Origin of the sequence: Pseudomonas sp. LAM2023, assembly GCF_016620375.1 — a bacterium.
Taxonomy (GTDB): Bacteria; Pseudomonadota; Gammaproteobacteria; order Pseudomonadales; family Pseudomonadaceae; genus Aquipseudomonas; species Aquipseudomonas anuradhapurensis.
In genome coordinates this window covers 337,574-358,300 of the sequence record NZ_JAENHV010000026.1, presented here as the reverse complement: position 1 = coordinate 358,300, position 20,727 = coordinate 337,574, and the positions used below count along the sequence as shown (strand labels likewise).

Here is a 20,727-nt window from a genome sequence, read left to right as displayed (position 1 = left end):
CGGTAACGCCAACCCAAGACTCAGCGGTAAGTTGGCAAGGCAAAGCGCTGCTGGCTCTGCAGCATGGAAATCACCGGCAACTCGCTGGCCTGCTCGGCCAGGTCACGGCGAATGGCGCTGATCGCCCACGACAGCTGTTCGGCGCTATGCAGTTGGCCATAGGTCAGCACCCGACGGGTCACCTTGCCGTCGGCCGCGCGCAGGGTCAGCAGGATGCCGCCGTCCGGGCGGGGCTGGGTAGTGACCTGGTAGGCCGGAAATACCGAGACGAACTTTTCCTGGATGAGGTCCATATCAACTCCTGGCAGGTTTGGTAGCAATCGTGAACAGGTAGATTGCAGTGAGCGTGCCAAGAGTTTTGTTTTGGAAAAATCGTTTAAAATCAGAGGGTTAATATAGTTGTGGAAGCGGTGGGCCGTGCAATCTGCAAGGTCGTGCATTTTGCACAGTGCATTTTGCACGGTGCGCCTGTTGCCTATCGGCTCGATAGAAACTGAACCTTTGACCGGCAACCGGGGCCTGACAAACACTTGGGCAATGTTTGATGCCAGGAGGTTCCCGATGTCCACCCAAACCGCACCCACCACCATGAGCGAAGACGAGGCGGCCGCATTCGCCGAGCAGGTATTCGACCGTGCCCGCCAGGGCGATGCCGACATGCTCGGGCGCCTGCTGGCCAGCGGCCTGCCGGCCAACCTGCGCAATCACAAGGGCGACACCTTGCTGATGCTGGCCAGCTACCACGGTCATCACGACGCCGTGCGGGTGCTGTTGGCACACGGCGCCGACCCGCTGATTGCCAATGACAACGGCCAGTTGCCCATCGCCGGCGCCGCGTTCAAGGGCGATCTGGCCATGATCCGCCTGCTGCTCGAGCATGGCGTGCCGGTGGATGCCGCCGCGCAGGATGGCCGCACCGCCTTGATGCTGGCGGCCATGTTCAACCGCGGCGAAATCCTCGATTACCTGCTGGCCCAGGGCGCCGACCCGGCGCGCCAGGATGTCCGCGGCGCCACCGCACTGATGGCGGCGCAAACCATGGGCGCAGTGGATACCGCAGCACGGCTGCAAGCGCTGGCCGGCTAACCGCAAGGGGGCGTTTGCGGCTATCCTTGGCGACTTTTCACCCGTCGCAGGCCCCTTTCATGAAAACTCAGTTGCTCGAATTCATCAGCCTCATTGGCGCTGGCTGCATGCGCGAGGAGGACATCGAGCGCATCGCCGACGAAGCCGCCCAGGCCTACGCCGACCCGGCTGCCTTCCTCGCCGCCAACCCTGACATCAACTACGACGACAGCTTCCCTATCCCGCTGGGCGAATGGGTGGTGCTGGGCAGCCTGCCGGACACCGTGGTGTTCCAGGCCGACAGCTACCAGGAGCTGTTCGAGCAGATCAGTGCTTCGTTCGACCAGAGCGTACCGTTCACCCTCAAGCCCAAGCAGCTGGCCCGCACCGAGCCGCTGACCGCGCTCAACCGTATCCAGGTGCAAATGGGCGCGCTGAACAAAGAAGCAGGGGGTTATGTACTGCTCAATTTCAGCCAGTTGCTGGATGACGAGCTGCAGATGGTGATGGTGGGGCAGAACGACCTGGCACGGGTGCTGGAGCTGGGGGCGGAAGTGGGCATCAAGGTCGAGCCAGCCCTGGAGGCGTTGAAGGTAGCGGTACACGTCTGATGGCACCTTTTGCCCCTTCGCGGATGAATCCGCTCCTGCAGGCCCGTTGATATCCTTGCAGGAGCGGATTTATCCGCGAAGAGGCCGGCCCAGGCCGCTGATGACTTCAGCCCAGCGCCGTATCCAGAAACATCATCACCGCAAACCCACCCATCAGCCCCAGGGTCGCCGTGGTCTGGTGCCCGTTGCGGTGGGTTTCGGGAATCACCTCATGGCTCACCACGAAGATCATCGCTCCCGCCGCCAGGCCCATGCTGATCGGGTAGGCCAGGGCAAAGCCGGTCGAGATGCCCAGGCCGATCACTGCGCCCAGCGGCTCCATCAGCCCCGACCCGATCGCCACCAGGGCCGCTTTCAGGTTCGACAAACCCGTGGCCCGCAAGGCCAGGGCCACGGCCAGGCCTTCGGGGATGTCCTGGATGGCGATGGCGGTGGTCAGCGGCAGGCCAATGTTCATGTCACCGTTGGCGAAACTCACGCCAATCGCCATCCCTTCGGGCAGGTTATGCAGGGTGATCGCCAGCACGAACAGCCACACCCGGCTGAACCGTTCGGTTTCCGGCCCGGCCACACCGACGCGCTCATGCTCGTGCGGAGTGAAACGGTCCAGGCCGAGCATCAGCAGCACGCCCAGGCCCATGCCCACCACTACGGTAAGGGCCGCAGCAGGGCCATTGCCGGTGATTTCCCGGGCAGCGTCCAGGCCCGGCAGAATCAGTGAGAACGAACTGGCTGCCAGCATCATGCCGGCGGCAAAGCCCAGCATCACGTCCTGGCTGCGCGTGCTGACGTCACGCAGTACCACCGCCAGCACCGCACCCAGGGCGGTCGCGCCGAAGCCGGACAGCCCGCCCAGCGCCGCCAGGTGCAGGTGCTGAGCATGGTCGCCGTGGATCGCGTTCCACAGGCTTGCCCCCAGCAATACCAGCACCGCCAGCAGGCTCAGCGCCAGGCCGGCGCCGACCCACGGGCTGTTGTTGATCTGCTGGCGCCAGGCACTGATGCCTGACGGCGGGACGATGCTGTGGGTGTGTGCGGGTGGCATGGCAACCTCGAAATCAGTGGATGGGCCAGTTTATGCAGTGACCCGCGCAAACGGCCAAGGATTCCCTTCTATCGACGTGATAGCTGGCTATGCTGTGCAGCAAAGCCTTTGACAGGAGTTTTGCCATGGGGTCGATGTTCAACAGCCTGGTCGGGCTGATCATCCTGGCGCTGGATATCTGGGCCATTCTCAATGTAGTCAGAAGTGCCAGCGAGGTGGGTATCAAGGTGCTGTGGATCCTGCTGATCGCCTTGTTGCCGGTAGTGGGGCTGGTGATCTGGGCGATAGCCGGGCCGCGGGGAAATGTGCGTATCTGAGCGCCGCAACGGACAAAACCGGCAACACCCCCGTGACAAAATTTTCACATTGGGTTAAACAGAATTCGCACCCGCACCATGCTGCGTTGGTTCACACCTGCGCCATCTCCGCAAACCGCAATCCTAGGACCTTCCCATTCATGGCCAACCCTGACGCCTTGAAGCAACGGGGCGCGCGAGCGCCGTTCCCGCCGACCCTGAAATCCCACCTGGCCTACACGCTGCTCAGCGGCCTGGTGATCATGCTGATGCTCAGCCTCGTGCGCCTGGCGCTGCTGGTCTACAACAGCGACATGATCGGCGAAACCCCATATGCGACTGTCGCCGAAGGCTTCCTCAACGGCCTGCGCTTCGACTTGCGGGTGGTGGTGTACCTGAGTATTCCGCTGCTGCTGGCCATCCTCAGCCCCTGGGCCATGGCCCGGCGCGGGGTGTTCCGCTTGTGGCTGACCATCAGCGCGAGCGTGGTGATGTTCCTCGGCCTGATGGAAATGGACTTCTACCGCGAGTTCCACCAGCGCCTCAACGGCCTGGTCTTCCAGTACATCAAGGAAGACCCGAAAACCGTGCTGAGCATGCTCTGGTACGGCTTCCCGGTGGTGCGCTACCTGTTGGCCTGGCTGTTCGGTACCTGGCTGCTGAGCCTGCTGTTCAAGGGCATCGACCGCATCACCCGCGGCGCTGGCAACGGCGAAGTCACCCTGCAGCGCCGCGTGGCACCGTGGTACAACCGCCTGGCCGTGTTCATGGTGATCCTGCTGGTGGCCGTGGTCGCCGCGCGTGGCACCCTGCGCCAGGGCCCGCCGATGCGCTGGGGTGATGCCTTCACCACCGATTCCAACTTCGTCAACCAGCTGGGCCTGAACGGCACCCTGACCCTGATCGATGCCGCCAAGAGCCGCTTCGGCGAGGACCGCGCCAACATCTGGAAGCCGGTGCTGCCGCAGGACGTGGCCACGCAAAGCGTGCGTGAGCAACTGCTGACCGCCAACGACACGCTGGTCGACGCCGACGAGGCTGCCATCCGCCGCGACTTCACGCCGCCGGCCGAGCGCACCCTGCCGATCAAGAACGTGGTGGTAATCCTGATGGAAAGCTTTGCCGGCCACTCGGTGGGCGCGCTGGGCAGCCCCAACAACATCACCCCGTACTTCGACAAGCTGGCCAAAGAGGGCCTGCTGTTCGATCGCTTCTTCTCCAACGGCACCCATACCCACCAGGGCATGTTCGCCACCATGGCCTGCTTCCCCAACCTGCCAGGCTTCGAATACCTGATGCAGACCCCGGAAGGCGGCCACAAGCTGTCTGGCCTGCCGGCCTTGCTCAGCGCCCGCGACTACGACGACATGTACGTCTACAACGGCGACTTCGCCTGGGATAACCAGTCCGGGTTCTTCGGCAACCAGGGCATGACCACCTTCATTGGCCGTAACGACTTCGTCAATCCGGTGTTCTCCGACCCGACCTGGGGCGTGTCCGACCAGGACATGTTCGACCGTGGCGCCGAAGAGCTGGCCAAGCACGACGGCAAGAAGCCGGTCTACGCACTGTTGCAGACCCTGTCCAACCACACACCGTATGCGCTGCCCAAGGACCTGCCGGTAGAGAAAGTCACCGGGCAAGGCCGCCTGGACGAGCACCTCACCGCCATGCGTTATTCGGACTGGGCGCTGGGCCAGTTCTTCGAGAAGGCGCGCAAGCAGCCGTACTTCAAGGAAACCCTGTTCGTCATCGTCGGCGACCATGGCTTTGGCAACCAGCAGCAGGTCACCGAGCTGGACCTGGGCCGCTTCAACGTGCCGTTGCTGCTGATTGGCCCGGGCATCCAGGAGAAGTTTGGCGCGGTCAACCACACCGTGGGCACCCAGGTCGATATCGTGCCGACCATCATGGGCCGCCTGGGTGGCCAGGCCCGCCACCAGTGCTGGGGCCGCGACCTGCTCAACCTACCTGAGGGCGACCAGGGCATGGGCATGATCAAGCCATCGGGCAGCGAACAGATCGTCGGCCTGGTGCAGGGCGACCGCATCCTGATCGAGTCCAAGGACATGACCCCGCGCATGTACCGCTACCAGCTGGGGCGCGAGTTCAAGGCCGAGCTGATCGAAAGCCCGGATCAGCCGGAAATGCTGAAGAAGCTCGAGGCGTATATCCAGACGGCGACCAAGAGCCTGCTGGATAACACCGCCGGTGTAGTGCACGGTACCCCGAAGTAAGGCTGCAGTCAGGGCCGCCTTGCGGCCCTGTTCGCCGGCAAGCCGGCGCCCACCGGTACAGCGCATGGTGCGCAACCTGTGCACTCCCCCGGTGGGGGCCGGCCTGCTGGCAATGGCCCCGCCTCAAACCTCCCCGACTGAACATTCTTCTTGGCCCAAGGTCATTTATTCAGGCATCACACACCTGTGTTCCTTGAATTGAGAGGGCTCGTTCAATGAAAGAGTGGGAAGTCATCTTTGCCGACCAGAAAGGCGAACCGTCCTCGCTGGTGCTGCATGCCGAGCACCGTCCCAGTGAGGAGGACGCCGCCCGCGCGATACGCTCGCACCTGTTCCCGGTGATGGATGAGCTGGACCTCAACGACTTCCAGGACCGCACCATTTCTCCCACTGCCCGCTGGCTCAAGGAGCAGAGCGGCGTGACTATCACCAGTATCCACGAAGCGCCCTGACCTGTACGTTTGCGTGGTGCCGAGGCAGGCACTACGCTGGTGGAAGGTGCCTGTTGTTCCGCAGGTTGGCACCGCATCTCTTCGCGTCTTGCATCAGCTCGAACTGCCCGGCCGCTGCCGGCAGGTGCGTAGTGCACGGAAAGTCTATCCATCGCATTATTCAGGAGGACGATTCATGAGCAGCCAGAACGACGATATCAGCAGCAACGTCCTGCGCCAGATGAAAGCAGGCGGTTTCGACTTCACCCAGATCCACCCCATCGAGTTCTACGCGGTGTTCCCCGACGAGGCTGGCGCCCGTCGCGCCGCCGGCCAGTTTCGCGGCGAGTCCCTCAATGCCCAGGTGAAGGAACTGGACGACGGTGCCTGGCACCTGGAACTGAGCAAGGTCATGTATGCCACCCACGGTGGCATAGGTGACTTCGAAGAGGCCTTCGAGCAGCTGGTCACGCCCTATGGTGGCGAGGTGGAAGGGTGGGGGGTCAAGCAGGAGCGGGTCACCGCCTGAGCGTTCTGTGCTGCCTGCTTCGCGAGTGTGCCCGCTCAACCAGGGAGCTGGCCCGGGGCAATTCACCGGTCATCCTGTGCCAGCGGGCCAGCCGCGAAACCGTGTACGCCGCTCTCAAGGCTTGCGCTTGGCCATGTGCGCCAGATATGCCAGCAGGCTATCCAGCTCTGCTTCGCTCAACACGCTTTGCGTAAACGCCGGCATCTTCGCCTGCGGCCACTGCCGCAGGCGCTGCGGGTCACGAATCAGTTGCCGTAGATACCCCGGCTGGAAATACTCGGTCGGGTTGTGCGGCACGTTCAAGTCTGGGCCCAGCTGCGCATCCCCGGCACCGTTGAGCCGGTGGCAGGCCAGGCAGTTTTGCTGGAACAAGGCAAAGCCCTGGCGGACCGGGCTGTCGGCCGGCAGCTTGGGGTCGGGCAGCAGCGCCGGAAAGCGCGCTTCGACAGAGGCGAGCTTGCGAATCGTGGCAATCTGGAACGGCCACTGTTCCGGGCGGATGCCGCTTGCCTGCGGTGCAGTCCACACCAGGTAGAACGGCCCAGCACTCGGTTTGCCCTGGCCCAGTGCCGGCCACGGCTTGCCCGGGTCTTCCACGGCCAGCCAGGCCTGTGCCGGCCCGCGCTGCAGCAGCGGCGCGGCGGGCATTTCGGCAGCAAAACCGTCCAGGGCCACCGCCTGCAGATGGTCGCTGGCGTTCACCCCCTCGAGCAGCACGGCCAGCGGCACCGCCCGATAATGCATGGGCCGCTGGTAGGACACGTCCTGGTCGATGCTGATCTCCCGAGCCTGCGGATGCGCCAGCAGCTCGGCACTGCTCCATTGGCGCGACGTGGAGCCCAGTTCAAGGTGCAGTTGCGCCGCCGACAGCGGCAGGCTCAGGAGTAACGCTAACAGTGCAAGGCAGTGGCGCATGGGTAATCTCCAACCATCAAGGCCAGCAGGTTACCTGTGCGTTGCCTGTTGACGCCACAGCGGCAATCAGCCAAACAAGCGTGTCAGGTTCGGCAGGATCAGCAGCAGAGTCGTGGCGAAGAGAATGAGCCCAGCTTGGCGAATTTTCGATTGTCTGAACATGGCGGACCGCCTTCTTGTTGTTATTCCTGAATACCCCTTGGCTTCCCTGTCGAGCTTCGGGCTGATCGCAGTGGCGTGGGTGGACGCCGGTACTGCCTGCCTCTTGAAAGTGGATATACAACCAACAGTAGGGTGTGCGTCATCCATGTTTGAGAACCCTTTGTTCTAACAATTGACGATATCGGTTTATCTGGCTATGAGGCCATGTGCCATCCGGCTGGCATCCTCTCACTAGACAGTGGCGCAAGTGCCAGCAGCGCGCCGACGAAATGTGACCGTTCGTCAGTGCGCCCTACTTGCTTGTACGTGCCTTTCGCGTCAGTCTCTACAGCAAATTCCCACCTATGTCGTTCAGGACTATCCCTATGTCGTTACGCATCTGCATCCTTGAAACCGATGTCCTGCGACCGGAGTTGATCGCGCAGTACCAGGGCTACGGCAGGATGTTCGAGCAGCTCTTCTCGCGTCAGCCGATCGCCGCCGAGTTTCGTGTGTACAACGTGATGAATGGCGACTACCCCGCCGACGAGGAAGTGTTCGATGCGTACCTGGTGACCGGCAGCAAGGCCGACTCCTTCGGTACCGACCCCTGGATCCAGACCCTCAAGGCCTACCTGCTGAAGCTGTACGAGCGTGGCGAGAAGCTGTTGGGGGTGTGTTTCGGCCACCAGCTGCTGGCGTTGACCCTGGGCGGCAAGGCCGAGCGCGCCGAACAGGGCTGGGGCGTGGGCATTCATCGCTATTCGCTAGCGGCCCATGCGCCGTGGATGGACCCGGAAGTGTCGGAACTGACCTTGCTGATCAGCCACCAGGACCAGGTGACCGAGTTACCCGAGGGGGCCACGGTGATTGCGTCCAGTGACTTCTGCCCGAACGCGGCCTATCACATTGGTGACCAGGTGCTGTGCTTCCAGGGCCACCCGGAATTCGTCCATGACTATTCCCGTGCGCTGCTGGATGCGCGCCAGGAATACCTAGGGGATGAGGTGTACCACAAGGCGGTGGCCAGCCTGGCCACCGAGCACCAGGGGGACCTGGTCGGGGAGTGGATGCTGCGCTTCATCCAGCACCCGATCAGCAAGCACGACGCGGCGTAACGGCCGGGGGCCGCAACGCGGCCCCGGCTTTCTAGAGCCAGCCCGATTTCTTGAAGCTGGCATAGAGCCCGCTACAGCCCAAGCCGATCACGCCCAGCACCGCAAAATAGCCGTAGTGCCAGCCCAGCTCCGGCATGTTCTGGAAGTTCATCCCGTAAATCCCGGCAATCGCCGTAGGGAACGCCAGGATCGCCGCCCAGGCGGCGAACTTGCGCTGCACGATGCTCTGCCGCGACGATTCCAGCAGCATGCCGATCTCGATGGTCTGGCTGGCGATGTCGCGGATGCCGGCCAGGTCCTCCATCTGCCGTGTCACGTGGATCTGCACGTCGCGGAAATACGGGCGCATGTTCTTGTCGATGAACGGGAAGCTCAGGCGTTGCAGTTCCTCGCTCACCTCCACCATCGGCGCCACGTAGCGGCGCAGGCGCAGGATGTCGCGGCGCAGGCTGTGCAGGCGGCGGATATCGTCCTCCTGCAGCGAGCCACCGAGCACGCTCTGCTCCAGCTCCTCGATCTCGCCATGAATGGCCTCGCTGACCGGCTGGTAGTTCTCGGTGACGAAGTCGAGCAGGGCGTACAGCACGAAGTCTTCGCCGTGCTCCAGCAGCAATGGCCGCGCCTCGCAGCGCTGACGCACCAGGGCGTAGGATTTCGAGTGGCCGTTGCGGCAGGTGATGATGTAGCCGTTGCCGGCGAAGATGTGGGTTTCGATGAACTCCAGCTTGCCTTCGTGGCGCACCGGCGAATAGGTGACGATGAACAGGGCGTCGCCGAAGGTTTCCAGCTTGGGCCGGCTGTGCTTTTCCAGGGCGTCCTCGATGGCCAGTTCGTGCAGGTTGAACTGCCGCTGCAGGTTGGCCAGCTCCTCGGCGTTGGGCTCTTCCAGGCCGATCCACACGAAGTGCCCGGGCTTGCGTGCCCACTCGCTGCCTTCGTCGATGCTGATGTTGGTGACCTTTCTGCCGGCGCTGTACACCGCCGATGCCACGACTCGACCCATGGTTGTTCGCTTATTCCGGTTGGACACGACGTACAGCTTGGGCTGTACCTGGCGCAAGAGCAACCTGCAAGGCTGGAGTTGTTACTGGCTTCTTCGCGGGCCTGCTCGTTCCCACAGGATTACCACAGCTTCAGGCATTGTGGGTGACCTGTGGGAGCGGGCGTGCCCGCGAAGGGGCCAGTGCAGGCAACCTAGCCTTTGGCCAGTTCCCCTTCCATACGGTCGATGCAGTGCTGCATCTGTTGGCGGCACTGGTCGATCAAGGCTGGCAGGTCCTGCAGGGTCATGCCGGCCGTGGCGATCGGGGGGAGCGAGCGCACGATCACCGTGCGCTGGCGCCAGCTGTTCAGGGCCAAGCGCCCGGCGTAACGGCTGACGCACACCGGCACGATCGGTACACCGGCCTCGATGGCCATGTGGAACGCACCTTTCTTGAACGCCAGCAACTGCCTGCCAGCATTGCGTGTACCTTCCGGGAAGATCCAGATCGAGGTGTCGTCCTGCAGCACCCGAGTGGTCTTCTGCAGGGCCTTGCGTGCCTGGTAGGCGTTCTTGCGGTCGACCAGCACGTTGCCGCCCAGCCAGAACAGCTGGCCGAACAGCGGGATCCAGCCCAGGCTCTTCTTGCCGATGGCCACGGTGCGCTGGGGCACCACCTGGCCCAGCACGAACAGGTCGAAGTTGGACTGGTGGTTGGCGACGATCACGCAGCCGGGCGGCTGGTCCCACAGCGGGCCGACTTCGGCCTTGACCTTGAGCCGCATCAGCCAGGTGGCGGGCAGGCTGTAGAGGCGGGCGAACACGCGGCTGTTGTCGGGGTTGAACGGGCGGCACAGGCCAATGACCAGGCCCACCGCGCCAACCACAAGAAAATGCAGCGCCAGCAGGAACATGCGAAGGGAGTAGAGCATGGTACGACTCACACCAGACATTCGCCGCGCAGTGTACGGGTGTGCACTGGTCGCGGCAAACCCTGGTGTGAGCCAGTGCGGTCAACCCATGTGCTGCTGGTCCAGCTCGATCGCCTTGTCCAGCGCTTCCAGCAACCCTTTGCGTACCTTCAGCTTGGTGTTCTTGTGCGCCAGCATGTTCAGCTTCTTCAGCTCGCGCGCCGTCGCCAGTGCGGCCTCATGCAACTGTTCGGCAGGCACCACCTTGTCGAGGAAGCCGGCCTCTACCGCGCCTTGCGGGTCAAACACTTCGGCGTTGATCACCGCGCGGTGGAAGGCCGAACGGCGCAAGCGGTCGCGGGCCAGCTCGATACCGGCATGGTGCATGGTCATGCCGATCTGCACTTCGTTCAGGCACACCTTGTATGGCCCTTCGACGCCGATGCGATAGTCGCCGGACAGCAGCAGGAAGGCGCCCTTGGCCACGGCATTGCCCGGGCAGGCGACCACCACCGGGAACGGGTGCGCGAGCAGGCGGCGGGCGAGGGTGGAACCGGCGGTGACCAGGCTGATGGCTTGTTGCGGGCCGCTGGTCATTACCTTGAGGTCGTAACCGCCGGACAGAATCCCCGGCTGGCCGGTGATGATCACCACCGCGCGTTCTTCAGTGGCGCGGTCGAGCGCGGCGTTGAACGCGGCGATGACGTCTGGCGAAATGGCATTGACCTTGCCGTTGTTCAGGGTCAGGGTGGCGATGCCGTCTTCGGCGTGGTAGGTAATCAGCTCGCTCATGGCAGAGTCCTTTTGTTGGCGTGGCGACGACGTTACCCAGCGCCAGGGGCCAGGTAAAGCAGCAAGGCTGACCGGTCGGTCAGCGTTCGCCGGGGCTCAAATGCAAATGCATGAAAAAATTGAAAAAAATGCTTGCCAAAGGAAAGACCTTCCACTAAATTAGCGCGCCTCGACAGGCTGAAAGGCTTGAAGAGAAAACGGTGAAGTGTCCGAGTGGTCGAAGGAGCACGCCTGGAAAGTGTGTATACGAGAAATCGTATCAAGGGTTCAAATCCCTTCTTCACCGCCACATTCTGAAAAGCCCCGCAAATCAACGGTTTGCGGGGCTTTTTGCTTTCCGATTGTACTACTCGATTGTACTACTCATCGAGGCCTGCGCCTTCCCAACCCCTCGCAGCATACCGACACCAGCCGTAGGCAGCTCAGGGCCTGTGCTAGCAGCGGCATTGGCTCTACATGAGCGGTTCCCGCTTGGCACGCAACCTTGCCACTTCTTCGATCATCGCCGGGTTATTCGGAATCAGGGCTTCGGTACACGCTATACGCATATCCAGCCAAAACAACACCACCGCGTTCACCAAGTCCCGCAATACATCGGCTGTAATCAGCATACCGCCCACGGGCATAAATGCCGTTACAGATATCCCAAACTGCTCGCTCTCGGTCATCGCCTTTGGCCAAAGCTTCGGGTACTTCCCCCTGAGCTTCGCCGCTGATGCACCCTCACCGTGTCGGCAGACGTTTCCCAGTAGCTGTAGCATGTCTAGACGACTGTAGGACTCAAAACTCTCAAGCTGCAAACCGCGTATCTCGCTAAAGAGATGGTTCAGCGAAGGGACTTTGCCCGAGATGCCCCAGTGGGCACGTTGGATTAGATCCAAAGTCGGCCCATTGTGCTTAATCTGTACCCCGCAATTGCCAAGATACTCGCGTAACTGCTGTTCCCACAGCGACTGAATACCCAAGCACAGCGCCATGCTCGTCTTTGTGATCAGATGGCGATGATCATGTAGATGGAAGGCGGCAAGAATTTGATCTTCTTGTGCAGCAATCTCGACGCTCTTCTGCTCCAGGGCTGCTAGGGACGGAATCACCACGAGCGAAAGGAAGTCTTGAGCCACCTCGCCGTACTTGTTGGCGTAGGCGTCGGCGATCATCGGCGTCCATGAAGATTTTGCCGTCATAACCAGTCCTTTTGGGTGAAATGCCACTGTTGGCTGCCACTGGCTATGGTGCCATTGAGTTGGGCAAGGTGCGATGAAGCATTTTTGCCACGATGTCCAACCACCAACCAGACGACCTAAAGGGGCGTTCAGTCTACTTGAGCGGTGATTAGACCTGCGTGAAGCTGGAAGCATTGCTAATGCCTGAAGGCTGCGGTATCAGAGCTGATTATGAGCGGTGCAGAATTGCCCAGATGAAGTCTACGCTAGACGAGTCGTAGGCAAGCCAAGCGAATAGTGCTGCTCCGATTACGGCAGCAAGGACACATAGATAGATCAGGTTGTCGCTCATTTCCATGTCCCTAATCTCCTCTACAATTTGTTGAATATTAGGGGATTAGGTAAGCTGGGTGCGTCGATCTGCCGAGAAAGCGGGAAAAACCGATCAGCGGCCCTCGTGAACGTTTGCCATCTATTTTGAAAAGCTAAGCGTAATGGTTAAAATTCCATTTCAGGCCGCGAGCACCATAAGAAACGTGGCCGCATTTTTTCCACTACTGCCAATGCCATACTTCAGCCTTCTGCTCCCATTTCACGAAGCGCTTCAATCCCTTTAGCGATGCCTTCAGCATTGGCGTCAAGAATTTCAAGGGCGCCGGAAACGTTCTCATGAGCAACGGTTGACCCGCGTTGCTTGAGCCACAACGCCACTTCTTCCAGTCCGGCACGCAAGGCTTCCTGATTTAATAGAAGCAGCTCGATTGTATCTGCCAATGCAATTCTTTCGCGTTTCATCTTCTCTCGTTTCCTAGTTATTCAGCGGGTACGAGCCATGCAACCGAGTAGCTCGGTGATTGCGGGTGATGGTGTCTTTCTTGCTGACTATTTATGATGAGCCTGGTGGCCTTGACCTCATAAGGTAAAGGTCACCTTTGGGGAGGATACGCACATCGAAGAAGAGCCGCTGCCCACAGAAGGTCGTTTCTAAACCTTCCGCATAGCCCTGTTCAATCAAACCATCGAGTAGCGGCAAATCGGCGGGTTTTTCGATCAGATTCATTCCTGCAGCGATTCGACGAAGCAGACCTAACCTATGGGTCTCTAGGTTTTCCATTTTGCAGCCTTCAGGTGTGGCTAAAGCATCACGTTCCTGATGGACGGTTGAGGTTGAATCCTGCCTAGGATTCTGTGCCAATCGTTGATGGAAACCGTCAGGGGCTTTCATGAGTATACAGGACGGGTTACGAGACGGTGCGAGATTAAGTGGCACAATGGTGCCATAGTGTTCGGCTCAAGCGTCTAAAGGTTTTATGCGAGAATGGCCTACAGAAGATTCTGGCAACCGGTAACCCCAACTTTTCCACGCAGACCATCGCCCACAGCCGAATATCGCTGTGAGCAGTGGGCGGGAATATGGTCGAAGAGATTGGCCAAAGTCGGCCAAGTGAGTATCGGTGCTTAATGCTACTGGCTGGCCCGTAGCGAGCCGCACAGCACAATCGCCGAATATCCAAGGCAGCAAAAAGCCGCCCGAAGGCGGCTACGTGCGAAGGCGTTCTATCGCTGAAGTGATGGCGTCAGCGTTGGCATCAAGTGCCTGTAGGCAGGTCATGGTGTTTTCGTGGGCATTTACAGAGCCACGCTGCTGTATCCATGTGCTTACTTCTTCGATGGCTGCCCTCAAGGCTGTCTGGTTCATATGCAGCAGCTCTAGGGCATCGGCTGTAGCTGAGAAATCAGCCGTAGCTTTATCATCCATGTGGCGTTCTCGTTATAGGGCAGATACCGCAGCGTAGGCGATTACGGCACCTGAAGCGCCATTTCTTTCTTGATACGGTAAACAGTAGCAATACCCACATCAGCCAGCTTGGCAATCTCTTCCATCGTGTTGCCATTACGCTTGAGCAAAGCAGCCACCTTATCCCACTTCTGCTGGTTACGGCCCTTGCCGCCCACCTTCTCGCCACGGGCACGCTTGTTATCCAGCCCCTGCTTGATCCGCTCTACCCGCTTCTCTTGATCTAGACGGGCCATGGTGGCCATCAGATCGATCAGCATACCGTTGATCACATCCATGATCTGGCCAGCAATGCTCTGGTCGGCAAGCTGGTGAGTAGTTTCTAGGTCTTGCACCACGAGCCGTAGCCCCTTGGATTCGATAATGTGCTTCAGCTGCTTCCAGTCAGCTTGAGAAAGGCGAGACAGGCGGTCTACTGATTCCACCAGCAGCACATCACCAGCCGTAGCTGAAGCCAGCAGGCGAGACAGCTCAGGGCGTTCCAGTTTGGTTCCGCTGATGTTCTCGGCATATACAGCTGCCACTTCCAGGCCCTTACCCAGGGCGAAGTCCAGCAAGGACTGTTTCGCTCGTTCTGCGTCCTGATCGTTAGTCGAAGCACGAAGGTAGAGATGGGCCTTGATCATCAGTTTATCCTTTGTCATGATTTTCGATAGACAAATGATAACCTATCGTTTGGCTCTGTTTCAACTTGTGAATGATAGGCCCGAGTTACTTTTTATCGCCATCTCGGATACCTATACCCAAATGGTAGGCCCGCCCGACTGGCCCCCGGCACACCGGTTGCTTTCCAGCACGCACGAAAAAGCCCGCACCGAAGCGGGCTGATGAGATCAACTCAAATTTGAGTGCATTGGAAAAAGGTAGGAATCCCGCCCTTTACCGACCGTGGCCGGCATCATTTCCGTACAAATACTGTGGGATACACGGGAAAGCGGCACTTCGCTTGACCCCGTATAGTGCAAGTCCCCGGAACCACTGGGCTGTAGCCGTGTAGCGGTATCCAGACGGGTCGGAATGGTGGCCAGCGGGATTAGATATGGCGTTAGTTTTCCATTAGTTATCTGGCGGCTGCTACTTTCCCTCAAAACTGAAGAAAAGTGATGTCCAAGTTCGGCCTGGGCTATATACACCTTGCCCTACCACCAATGGGGGATCGCCCTACACTTAGCTGGCGTGCCAGTAGACCGACGCAAACTTGCGTTCGTCCCCACATCACTGCTGAAAACTCAGCCTCACCAACGCCCCCGACTTTTCAGGAGCGTCCTTATATGGGTATCGCCAAAGCTGGATATACCCCTATGCCGCCTGTGCTACCGGTTCTATTGCCACTGGTGGAAATTCGAGGTGTGCTGGGTAACCTTTAAAGCCCCACTGGCCGTAGTAGCGGCCTCGATACACCCGCTTGAACCGGGGCTGTGCCAAGTAGTCTCGACGGCCCTTTTCGATGGCGGCGTGCAGACAATCAAGCAAGCCAGTGCGGGCAGCTTCAACCTGTTCAGCGGTACATAGACCCAGTGCAAGCAATGGCTGCCACACTAGTTCGGCATCTACGCACAGAGCAGCGATGTAATCAGACCATGTACCCAGCTTCTTGAACCGCTGTTCGTCAGGTACAAGCACCGTTGGCACCAGCGTGGCCACATCAAGCCGCTTCAGCAGGCGGGCACGTAACAAGCCCTTGGGAATCTCTGCACCGGATAGTGCGTGGTAGCAGTGGTCGGTGATGCTCTCGATCAGCAAGCGGTGGTCAGCGTCTATAAGCTGCTGGCAGGGCTTGCCCCATGGCTGCTGCCAGTTCATATAGGTGAGCGGCTGCCATTCAAACCCCTTTTGCGGCAGAAAGGCTTTGTGGCCACCATCTACTGGGCATTCCTGCTGAGCGATATAGATGCCGAGCACCCGCACCAGACCAAGCATAAAGGTGCAGTTGTCCCGGTGACGCTGTGATGGTGATACCGCTGCCATCCGTTCAAGCTCATCTGCATATACGCACAGAGATGCACGGGTGTGCTTATCGGACGCAAACCTGGTGAACGAATCTTTGCCCCGCTGGTGGGCGTCCATAAGCTCTAGCTGCTCAAGCGGTAGTTGCTCAAGCTGGCCGAGTGTATAGCGGTCTTCCAGTTGCTGTACCGCTGTGTCCTTCTGCTGCCGGTTGTAGATTTGCCGGGCCAAGGTGTGCAGTGTGTCCAGCTTCAAAGCAGCGGATTGGGCCAGATACTCGATGAACTCTGTGCCCAGCAGGGCGCGTACCTTCTTTGCCACCTGCTGCTTAGTGTCGCCCACAGCTACTTGCCACTTCTTTTGCAGCTTGTGGGCGGGGATGCTCAGCCCCGCATCGGTAGATATCAACTTGTTACCGGCTGTCTGGTTAGGTCGGGATAGGCCGATGAACAGGTTTAGCGGGTGCAGTGCTCCCACTGAGCCATCTACGCCTATACGGGCTTGGATGTGGCAGCGGTGATACACAGACTTCTGCTCATCTGGGTTGAAGCCATAGCACTTGTAGTAGCGGTTGTGGAACTGTTCCAGCTCGAACAGTGAAGCAGTGGTGTGGGGCATCATGATGCAGACGGTGTTCGCCTTGATGCACTCTCTAATGATCCACTGCCCGAAGCTGCTCTTACAGAACCGGGTGAACTGGTCTTCTATGCGGGATTGCCGCTTTGTCGCCTTGTCGGGCTGTCTTGACTTGGCCTTTCTGCAACTATCCTTGCAGAATCGTTTGGTCTTGTCCGCCTGCTCCCGGCGTCCAACATATGCACTGTTGCAGGCGTAGCAGGTGTAACTGTAGTTACGGGTGCTGCTCTTCTTGGTGTTGCTCGATGACATTCGTTCCGCTCTCTAGGGAATCAAGCCGCATGGCAGCTTCTTCAATCAATTGTTCTACCACTCGGGTAGGGTTAATGGCGCCTGTGTGTTCCATCAAGCGAAGCAACTTCGCTTGGTGCTCAGGCCGGTATACTGAAATTCGCATATGGGTTTCTACTGGGATTGTGCATAGTCGATTGGGCTGAAGCCCTAGTGCCATGCGGGATTGAGCGATTAAGGCGGACAAGTTCTATACTACCTGCGGCCTTCACCGATGTTGCCGGGCGAGTCGAAAGGGGCGACTACTTCGCCCGATTCGTCTCTTCGGTTGGCACAGAGTTAATGAAGCATTTCACCATCCAGCTCAAGAACTTGCGAACGGGCATCTTGTGCTTGCGTGCCTGGCTGCACAGCACATCAAACTCGGCAGGGGTGAACGTTAGTCGCATCCCCTCGGCATGTACGTATTCGTTGTTCACGCTGCCTTACCTTCCACTGTGGGCACTACCGGTGTGGCGTAGGCTTTAAGTAGGTCAGCCAAGGCCGCTGCTTCCTGATCTTGTTTGAGTGCTGCCGCTGCTTTTGCTGCTGCTTCTGCTGCCGCTGCATCTTCTGCACGCTTAACTTGGTCTACGCTGAACTTAATCTGACGTTTAGTTTCAGCAAGATTCAACTCAAAGCGAGATAGGTCATATTCTTTGCGAGCAGACTTTGCAACTTCAACAAGTTCAGCTTTGATGGTCTTTTCAGGTTTGCGTAGCACAGCAAACACATCCAGCGGTGGGTTGAATGCCAGCTTCACCAGCGTATTTCCCTTCGCCATCTCTTCGAAAAGTTCCATGACGGCAGGCTCTAATGGCTTGCTGCGTTGCCAGTGGACATGGGCCGCCTTGTCTTTGTAGTGCAGAGTTTCGGTACCTCTATTGTAGGCATCTTGTTTGGCTGCTATCAGCTTCTGCAGGTCTTCATCAGAGTGAGGGTAAAATTCTACGACATTAACGCCGTATTGGTATTCGGTTATCATTGTTGTTTCCTTTGATTGGGAACCGGCTTGAATCCGGCTTTAAACTTTGCTGCTTTGTTTGTGGGCTGTTTATTGGTTGCAGCTGTAACGCTCAGGGAAGGCTTCTGAGTGGCCTTGCGAGCTGCTGCTATATGTTGGGCTGCCTTGGTTGCTTTCGCTACTTTAACGCGGCTCCTATGGGCTTCTAGGTGGGCTAAAGAAACCACCGTCCCTGCAGGTAGGATGTGATCAGCCAACGCTGACAGGTAAGTAAGCTCTTCCCTTGTTGCCTCGACATAATCCACAGCAATTGATTGCGTGGTTGGCAGCTCTAGGAAATAGCTCAAGATTGCCCCGCTTCCCTTCAGTACTTCTAGGTATATATTATCGCTGGACATTAAGCTGCATCCTTGGTTTGTTCTTCTTGCTCTTGAGCCAAGTAAAGTTGCTCAAGTTCTTCTTGTGTGGCTTGGTTGTTCTGGCGCCAAGTGCGTGACTGGCAAGTTGATCCGCAAAAGCGGGTTAGTGGGCTTCTGGAATAGTGGGTTCTTCCACAGGCTTCACAGGTGTTGCGGCGTAGCGGTCTTTGCATATGATGTTGCCTTCAATGAATTAAGAGTTTTCAGCAGACAAAATAAACCCGTCACTCGGTACGGAGCTTCGGGCTGATAGTGTCTTGAGCTGTATTGTTGCGTACTTGCGTGAGCAAGTATTGTGCCGCCCCTTGCGGGCAAGCCTATAAGTAAGTGGCCAGTCTCGCTGCTCCCACTGGCCGTGGGTATAACCTTGATGCTAATGACCCTATTTAATTAGCAAGCCGGTACAACTATCCTCGGTTTTCAAATTCTCGGTCATATGCCCCGGACTGAGAAAACGGGGTAACCCAGTAGGACCATTCCAAGTCTAACTGTGTATTGGCATTTAAGATGGGATCAAGCGGGAATAATTCGATGGGAAGTTGGCTGCATTACCAAACTTGTGACGTCCATTATGCACTATTTCTGTATTTGTCAATAGCTCAAGCATGCATTTGTGAAATTTATTTTCAGCGCTTTCAGGGGTATGTCTTGCCCCGTGGGTACAGGGCAAGTTATTCAGAATTTGATATTCGGCAAGACGGGAAGTTTCGATATCGCTAGCAACTTCTGTTCTGTGCTCGCGCCTTTTGAATATACGCTGTGCGTTACTGATTTCGAATCGTGCCCGATAAGCTCTTGGGCCAAGTGCTCTGGTACATCTGCTCTGATTAGTTCGGTGACAGCGGTGTGTCGGAAACTATGGAAGACGTGAAGTTTGCTGAAGCCGGCTTTGTCACGCAATCTACCAAATGCCTTGGATATCGCGTGTGAGCGTTTGTCATAAGGGCCGTTTGAACTGACTGGGATCAGGAAGTTGTCAGTAGAGTCTTTGATTAGTCGATTGATAGTTGGTAGTAAGCTTGGGTGAATCGGCACTACCCGCTTACTCGCCTTGCTTTTGCTTTTAGGGAAGTCAAAGCACTGAATGCCATCAACGGTGATGACACTGTCTTTAGTTAGTTTGCAAAGCTCTTCGATCCTGCCACCTGTATACCAACCCAATAGGATGAGGTCGGCAAGCGGCTGGTCTTTCTTTTGCAGGGCGGCTTGGTGCAGCTTGACTGCGTCATCCGGCGTATACATCTCTCTGTCTTGGCCAGCTGTCTCGGAACCCCCGCCTTGTGGCAGGTCGTGACCGGTGAACGGGTTAACCTTGTCCTTGTACTCTTCACGCCAGCCTTCATCGTATTTGATAGCCCACTTCCAGAACGCAGCACCAGCCATCAGGTATTGACTCAGCGTTGCCGGGGCACGATTCAGCGATTTCAGCCACAGGTCCACTGTATCAAAGTTCAGCGGTAGCGATTCTTTCTTCAGGAAGCCAGATAGCACTGTCATCTTGCTTACTTGCTGATCGATGTGCTTATCCGCACCACCCCGACTGTCCCGGAACTCGCGGAATGCTTTAAGGCGAGCGGCAGTGATTGGAGACTTGGGCTTGTAAGTAGTCGGCTCACATATGATTGCATTCGCCTCGGCTGCCTCAGATGAGGTCAGGCCGTACTTGTGGGCAGTAATCTGTGCCCCGATAGACTTAACAAGCTCAGCTGATCTCTGAACCCATTCCACCGTAGTGGGCGGGAACTCATCAAAGAAAGCTTGAACTTGTTTAACGATACCCTTCGGTCCATTCTCTTCCCATTTCTGAGCTGCCCGCATGAACGGTATGTACTCGGCTAGGAATTGGTCGATATCAACGTTGTCAACCGACAGTTTCTGCTGACTTAGTGGGGCCTTAACAGCAGCCAACAGCTCTTCATCAATCACTTTGTGCATAGCGAAAGACTGGGATGCAAGCTCTGGGCGCCAGTTTTCCTTGGCAGCCTGCACCTGCACTCTGGCTGCGGCAATCTCAGCCTTCCACTGGGCGAGGATGGGCAAGCGGGCTTCCATAGCTTCCTTGCGAAGTCCGGTTTTCAGCGACTGAATCCGCACCTTGCAGCCAAGCGCTTTCTGCACATCGACTGGGATAGCCAGCCGCACGTACCAAGTGGATTCGCCTCTCTTCTGGATCAGGTTGTCGGGCATTGGGGCGCCGTATCGTGATGGGGTGGTGAACGGATTGTACCACTCGTTTGTACTACTATACGCCTCGAAAGGCCTGATTCTGCGTGGTTTCTGGCCCGGAAGACCAAAAAGTTCAAATCCCTTCTTCACCGCCACATTCTACGAAGAGCCCCCGCGCTGAAAAGCCGGGGGCTTTTTGTTTTCAGGGGAATGAGGATTGCTGCGCGGCCCCCGCGACACAAGGCTGCCGCTTACCGGGGCGCGCGCAGTTTGACCTGCGCGATCTGCCGG

22 protein-coding genes and 1 tRNA gene are annotated in these 20,727 nt (G+C 58.3%); 8 read left to right on the top strand and 15 right to left on the bottom strand.

What is annotated here, in order from left to right; all coding sequences use genetic code 11:
• Nucleotides 1-20: 20 nt before the first annotated feature.
• Nucleotides 21-293 (bottom strand): DUF3509 domain-containing protein, encoded by a 273-nt coding sequence (locus JKP78_RS16635; protein WP_170028849.1) that lies wholly within the window; start codon nt 291-293, stop codon nt 21-23.
• A 268-nt stretch (nt 294-561) separates the two neighbouring features.
• Here JKP78_RS16635 and JKP78_RS16630 point away from each other — a divergent pair, with 268 nt between their 5' ends.
• Complete coding sequence (locus JKP78_RS16630; protein WP_186688987.1) at nt 562-1,086, top strand: ankyrin repeat domain-containing protein; 525 nt, start codon at nt 562-564, stop codon at nt 1,084-1,086.
• Between the two features lie 59 nt (nt 1,087-1,145).
• On the top strand, nt 1,146-1,676 hold the full coding sequence (locus JKP78_RS16625) for a hypothetical protein (protein ID WP_186688992.1): 531 nt from the start codon (nt 1,146-1,148) through the stop codon (nt 1,674-1,676).
• A 106-nt stretch (nt 1,677-1,782) separates the two neighbouring features.
• Here JKP78_RS16625 and JKP78_RS16620 read toward each other — a convergent pair whose 3' ends face one another.
• Nucleotides 1,783-2,721 carry a ZIP family metal transporter gene (locus JKP78_RS16620; RefSeq protein ID WP_170028852.1) on the bottom strand — a complete coding sequence of 313 codons (939 nt, stop codon included), beginning with the start codon at nt 2,719-2,721 and terminating at the stop codon, nt 1,783-1,785.
• 125 nt (nt 2,722-2,846) lie between these two features.
• Here JKP78_RS16620 and JKP78_RS16615 point away from each other — a divergent pair, with 125 nt between their 5' ends.
• From JKP78_RS16615 to JKP78_RS16600, 4 genes are all read left to right on the top strand, one after another.
• Nucleotides 2,847-3,038: a PLDc N-terminal domain-containing protein gene (locus JKP78_RS16615; RefSeq protein ID WP_170028853.1), complete on the top strand. Its 192-nt coding sequence runs from the start codon at nt 2,847-2,849 to the stop codon at nt 3,036-3,038.
• Between the two features lie 140 nt (nt 3,039-3,178).
• Nucleotides 3,179-5,254 carry an LTA synthase family protein gene (locus tag JKP78_RS16610; protein WP_186688995.1) on the top strand — a complete coding sequence of 692 codons (2,076 nt, stop codon included), beginning with the start codon at nt 3,179-3,181 and terminating at the stop codon, nt 5,252-5,254.
• 215 nt (nt 5,255-5,469) lie between these two features.
• A complete protein-coding gene (locus tag JKP78_RS16605) occupies nt 5,470-5,706 on the top strand; it encodes a hypothetical protein (RefSeq protein WP_170028855.1) in 237 nt (78 codons plus the stop codon).
• Nucleotides 5,707-5,881: 175 nt separating this feature from the next.
• Entirely contained in the window at nt 5,882-6,214 is a 333-nt protein-coding gene (locus JKP78_RS16600; protein WP_170028856.1) for a ribonuclease E inhibitor RraB, read from the top strand.
• 114 nt (nt 6,215-6,328) lie between these two features.
• Here the strand turns inward: JKP78_RS16600 and JKP78_RS16595 are convergent, their stop codons facing one another.
• Nucleotides 6,329-7,129, bottom strand: a complete 801-nt coding sequence (locus tag JKP78_RS16595) for a cytochrome c (protein ID WP_200626996.1) — start codon at nt 7,127-7,129, stop codon at nt 6,329-6,331.
• A gap of 527 nt (nt 7,130-7,656) precedes the next feature.
• Here JKP78_RS16595 and JKP78_RS16590 point away from each other — a divergent pair.
• The gene (locus tag JKP78_RS16590) at nt 7,657-8,388 is read left to right on the top strand and encodes an amidotransferase (RefSeq protein WP_186689000.1); all 732 of its coding nucleotides are present in this window, start codon (nt 7,657-7,659) and stop codon (nt 8,386-8,388) included.
• 31 nt (nt 8,389-8,419) lie between these two features.
• On the opposite strand, the gene JKP78_RS16585 is transcribed toward JKP78_RS16590, so the two are convergent.
• The 3 genes from JKP78_RS16585 to JKP78_RS16575 all read right to left on the bottom strand — a co-directional run bounded on the left by JKP78_RS16585 (nt 8,420) and on the right by JKP78_RS16575 (nt 11,073).
• The gene (locus JKP78_RS16585; protein WP_186689003.1) at nt 8,420-9,391 is read right to left on the bottom strand and encodes a magnesium and cobalt transport protein CorA; all 972 of its coding nucleotides are present in this window, start codon (nt 9,389-9,391) and stop codon (nt 8,420-8,422) included.
• 191 nt (nt 9,392-9,582) lie between these two features.
• Nucleotides 9,583-10,302: a lysophospholipid acyltransferase family protein gene (locus JKP78_RS16580; protein ID WP_186689006.1), complete on the bottom strand. Its 720-nt coding sequence runs from the start codon at nt 10,300-10,302 to the stop codon at nt 9,583-9,585.
• Between the two features lie 81 nt (nt 10,303-10,383).
• Nucleotides 10,384-11,073 (bottom strand): crotonase/enoyl-CoA hydratase family protein, encoded by a 690-nt coding sequence (locus JKP78_RS16575; RefSeq protein ID WP_186689009.1) that lies wholly within the window; start codon nt 11,071-11,073, stop codon nt 10,384-10,386.
• Nucleotides 11,074-11,272: 199 nt separating this feature from the next.
• Between JKP78_RS16575 and JKP78_RS16570 the strand changes: the two genes are divergently transcribed.
• A tRNA-Ser gene (locus JKP78_RS16570) sits at nt 11,273-11,362 on the top strand.
• 163 nt (nt 11,363-11,525) lie between these two features.
• On the opposite strand, the gene JKP78_RS16565 is transcribed toward JKP78_RS16570, so the two are convergent.
• The 9 genes from JKP78_RS16565 to JKP78_RS16525 form a co-directional block, all read right to left on the bottom strand.
• Complete coding sequence (locus JKP78_RS16565) at nt 11,526-12,257, bottom strand: hypothetical protein (protein ID WP_200626995.1); 732 nt, start codon at nt 12,255-12,257, stop codon at nt 11,526-11,528.
• Between the two features lie 552 nt (nt 12,258-12,809).
• A complete protein-coding gene (locus tag JKP78_RS16560) occupies nt 12,810-13,031 on the bottom strand; it encodes a hypothetical protein (RefSeq protein ID WP_200626994.1) in 222 nt (73 codons plus the stop codon).
• A 91-nt stretch (nt 13,032-13,122) separates the two neighbouring features.
• Nucleotides 13,123-13,461, bottom strand: a complete 339-nt coding sequence (locus JKP78_RS16555; RefSeq protein WP_200626993.1) for a hypothetical protein — start codon at nt 13,459-13,461, stop codon at nt 13,123-13,125.
• Between the two features lie 315 nt (nt 13,462-13,776).
• Complete coding sequence (locus JKP78_RS16550) at nt 13,777-13,995, bottom strand: hypothetical protein (protein ID WP_200626992.1); 219 nt, start codon at nt 13,993-13,995, stop codon at nt 13,777-13,779.
• Between the two features lie 41 nt (nt 13,996-14,036).
• Entirely contained in the window at nt 14,037-14,657 is a 621-nt protein-coding gene (locus tag JKP78_RS16545; RefSeq protein ID WP_200627111.1) for a recombinase family protein, read from the bottom strand.
• Nucleotides 14,658-15,333: 676 nt separating this feature from the next.
• Nucleotides 15,334-16,869, bottom strand: a complete 1,536-nt coding sequence (locus tag JKP78_RS16540; RefSeq protein ID WP_234454633.1) for a hypothetical protein — start codon at nt 16,867-16,869, stop codon at nt 15,334-15,336.
• 454 nt (nt 16,870-17,323) lie between these two features.
• On the bottom strand, nt 17,324-17,872 hold the full coding sequence (locus JKP78_RS16535) for a hypothetical protein (protein ID WP_200626991.1): 549 nt from the start codon (nt 17,870-17,872) through the stop codon (nt 17,324-17,326).
• On the bottom strand, nt 17,869-18,249 hold the full coding sequence (locus JKP78_RS16530; RefSeq protein ID WP_200626990.1) for a hypothetical protein: 381 nt from the start codon (nt 18,247-18,249) through the stop codon (nt 17,869-17,871). Before JKP78_RS16530 ends, JKP78_RS16535 begins: the two co-directional genes overlap by 4 nt.
• 696 nt (nt 18,250-18,945) lie before the next feature.
• Nucleotides 18,946-20,457, bottom strand: a complete 1,512-nt coding sequence (locus JKP78_RS16525) for a site-specific integrase (RefSeq protein WP_200626989.1) — start codon at nt 20,455-20,457, stop codon at nt 18,946-18,948.
• Nucleotides 20,458-20,727: the final 270 nt, after the last annotated feature.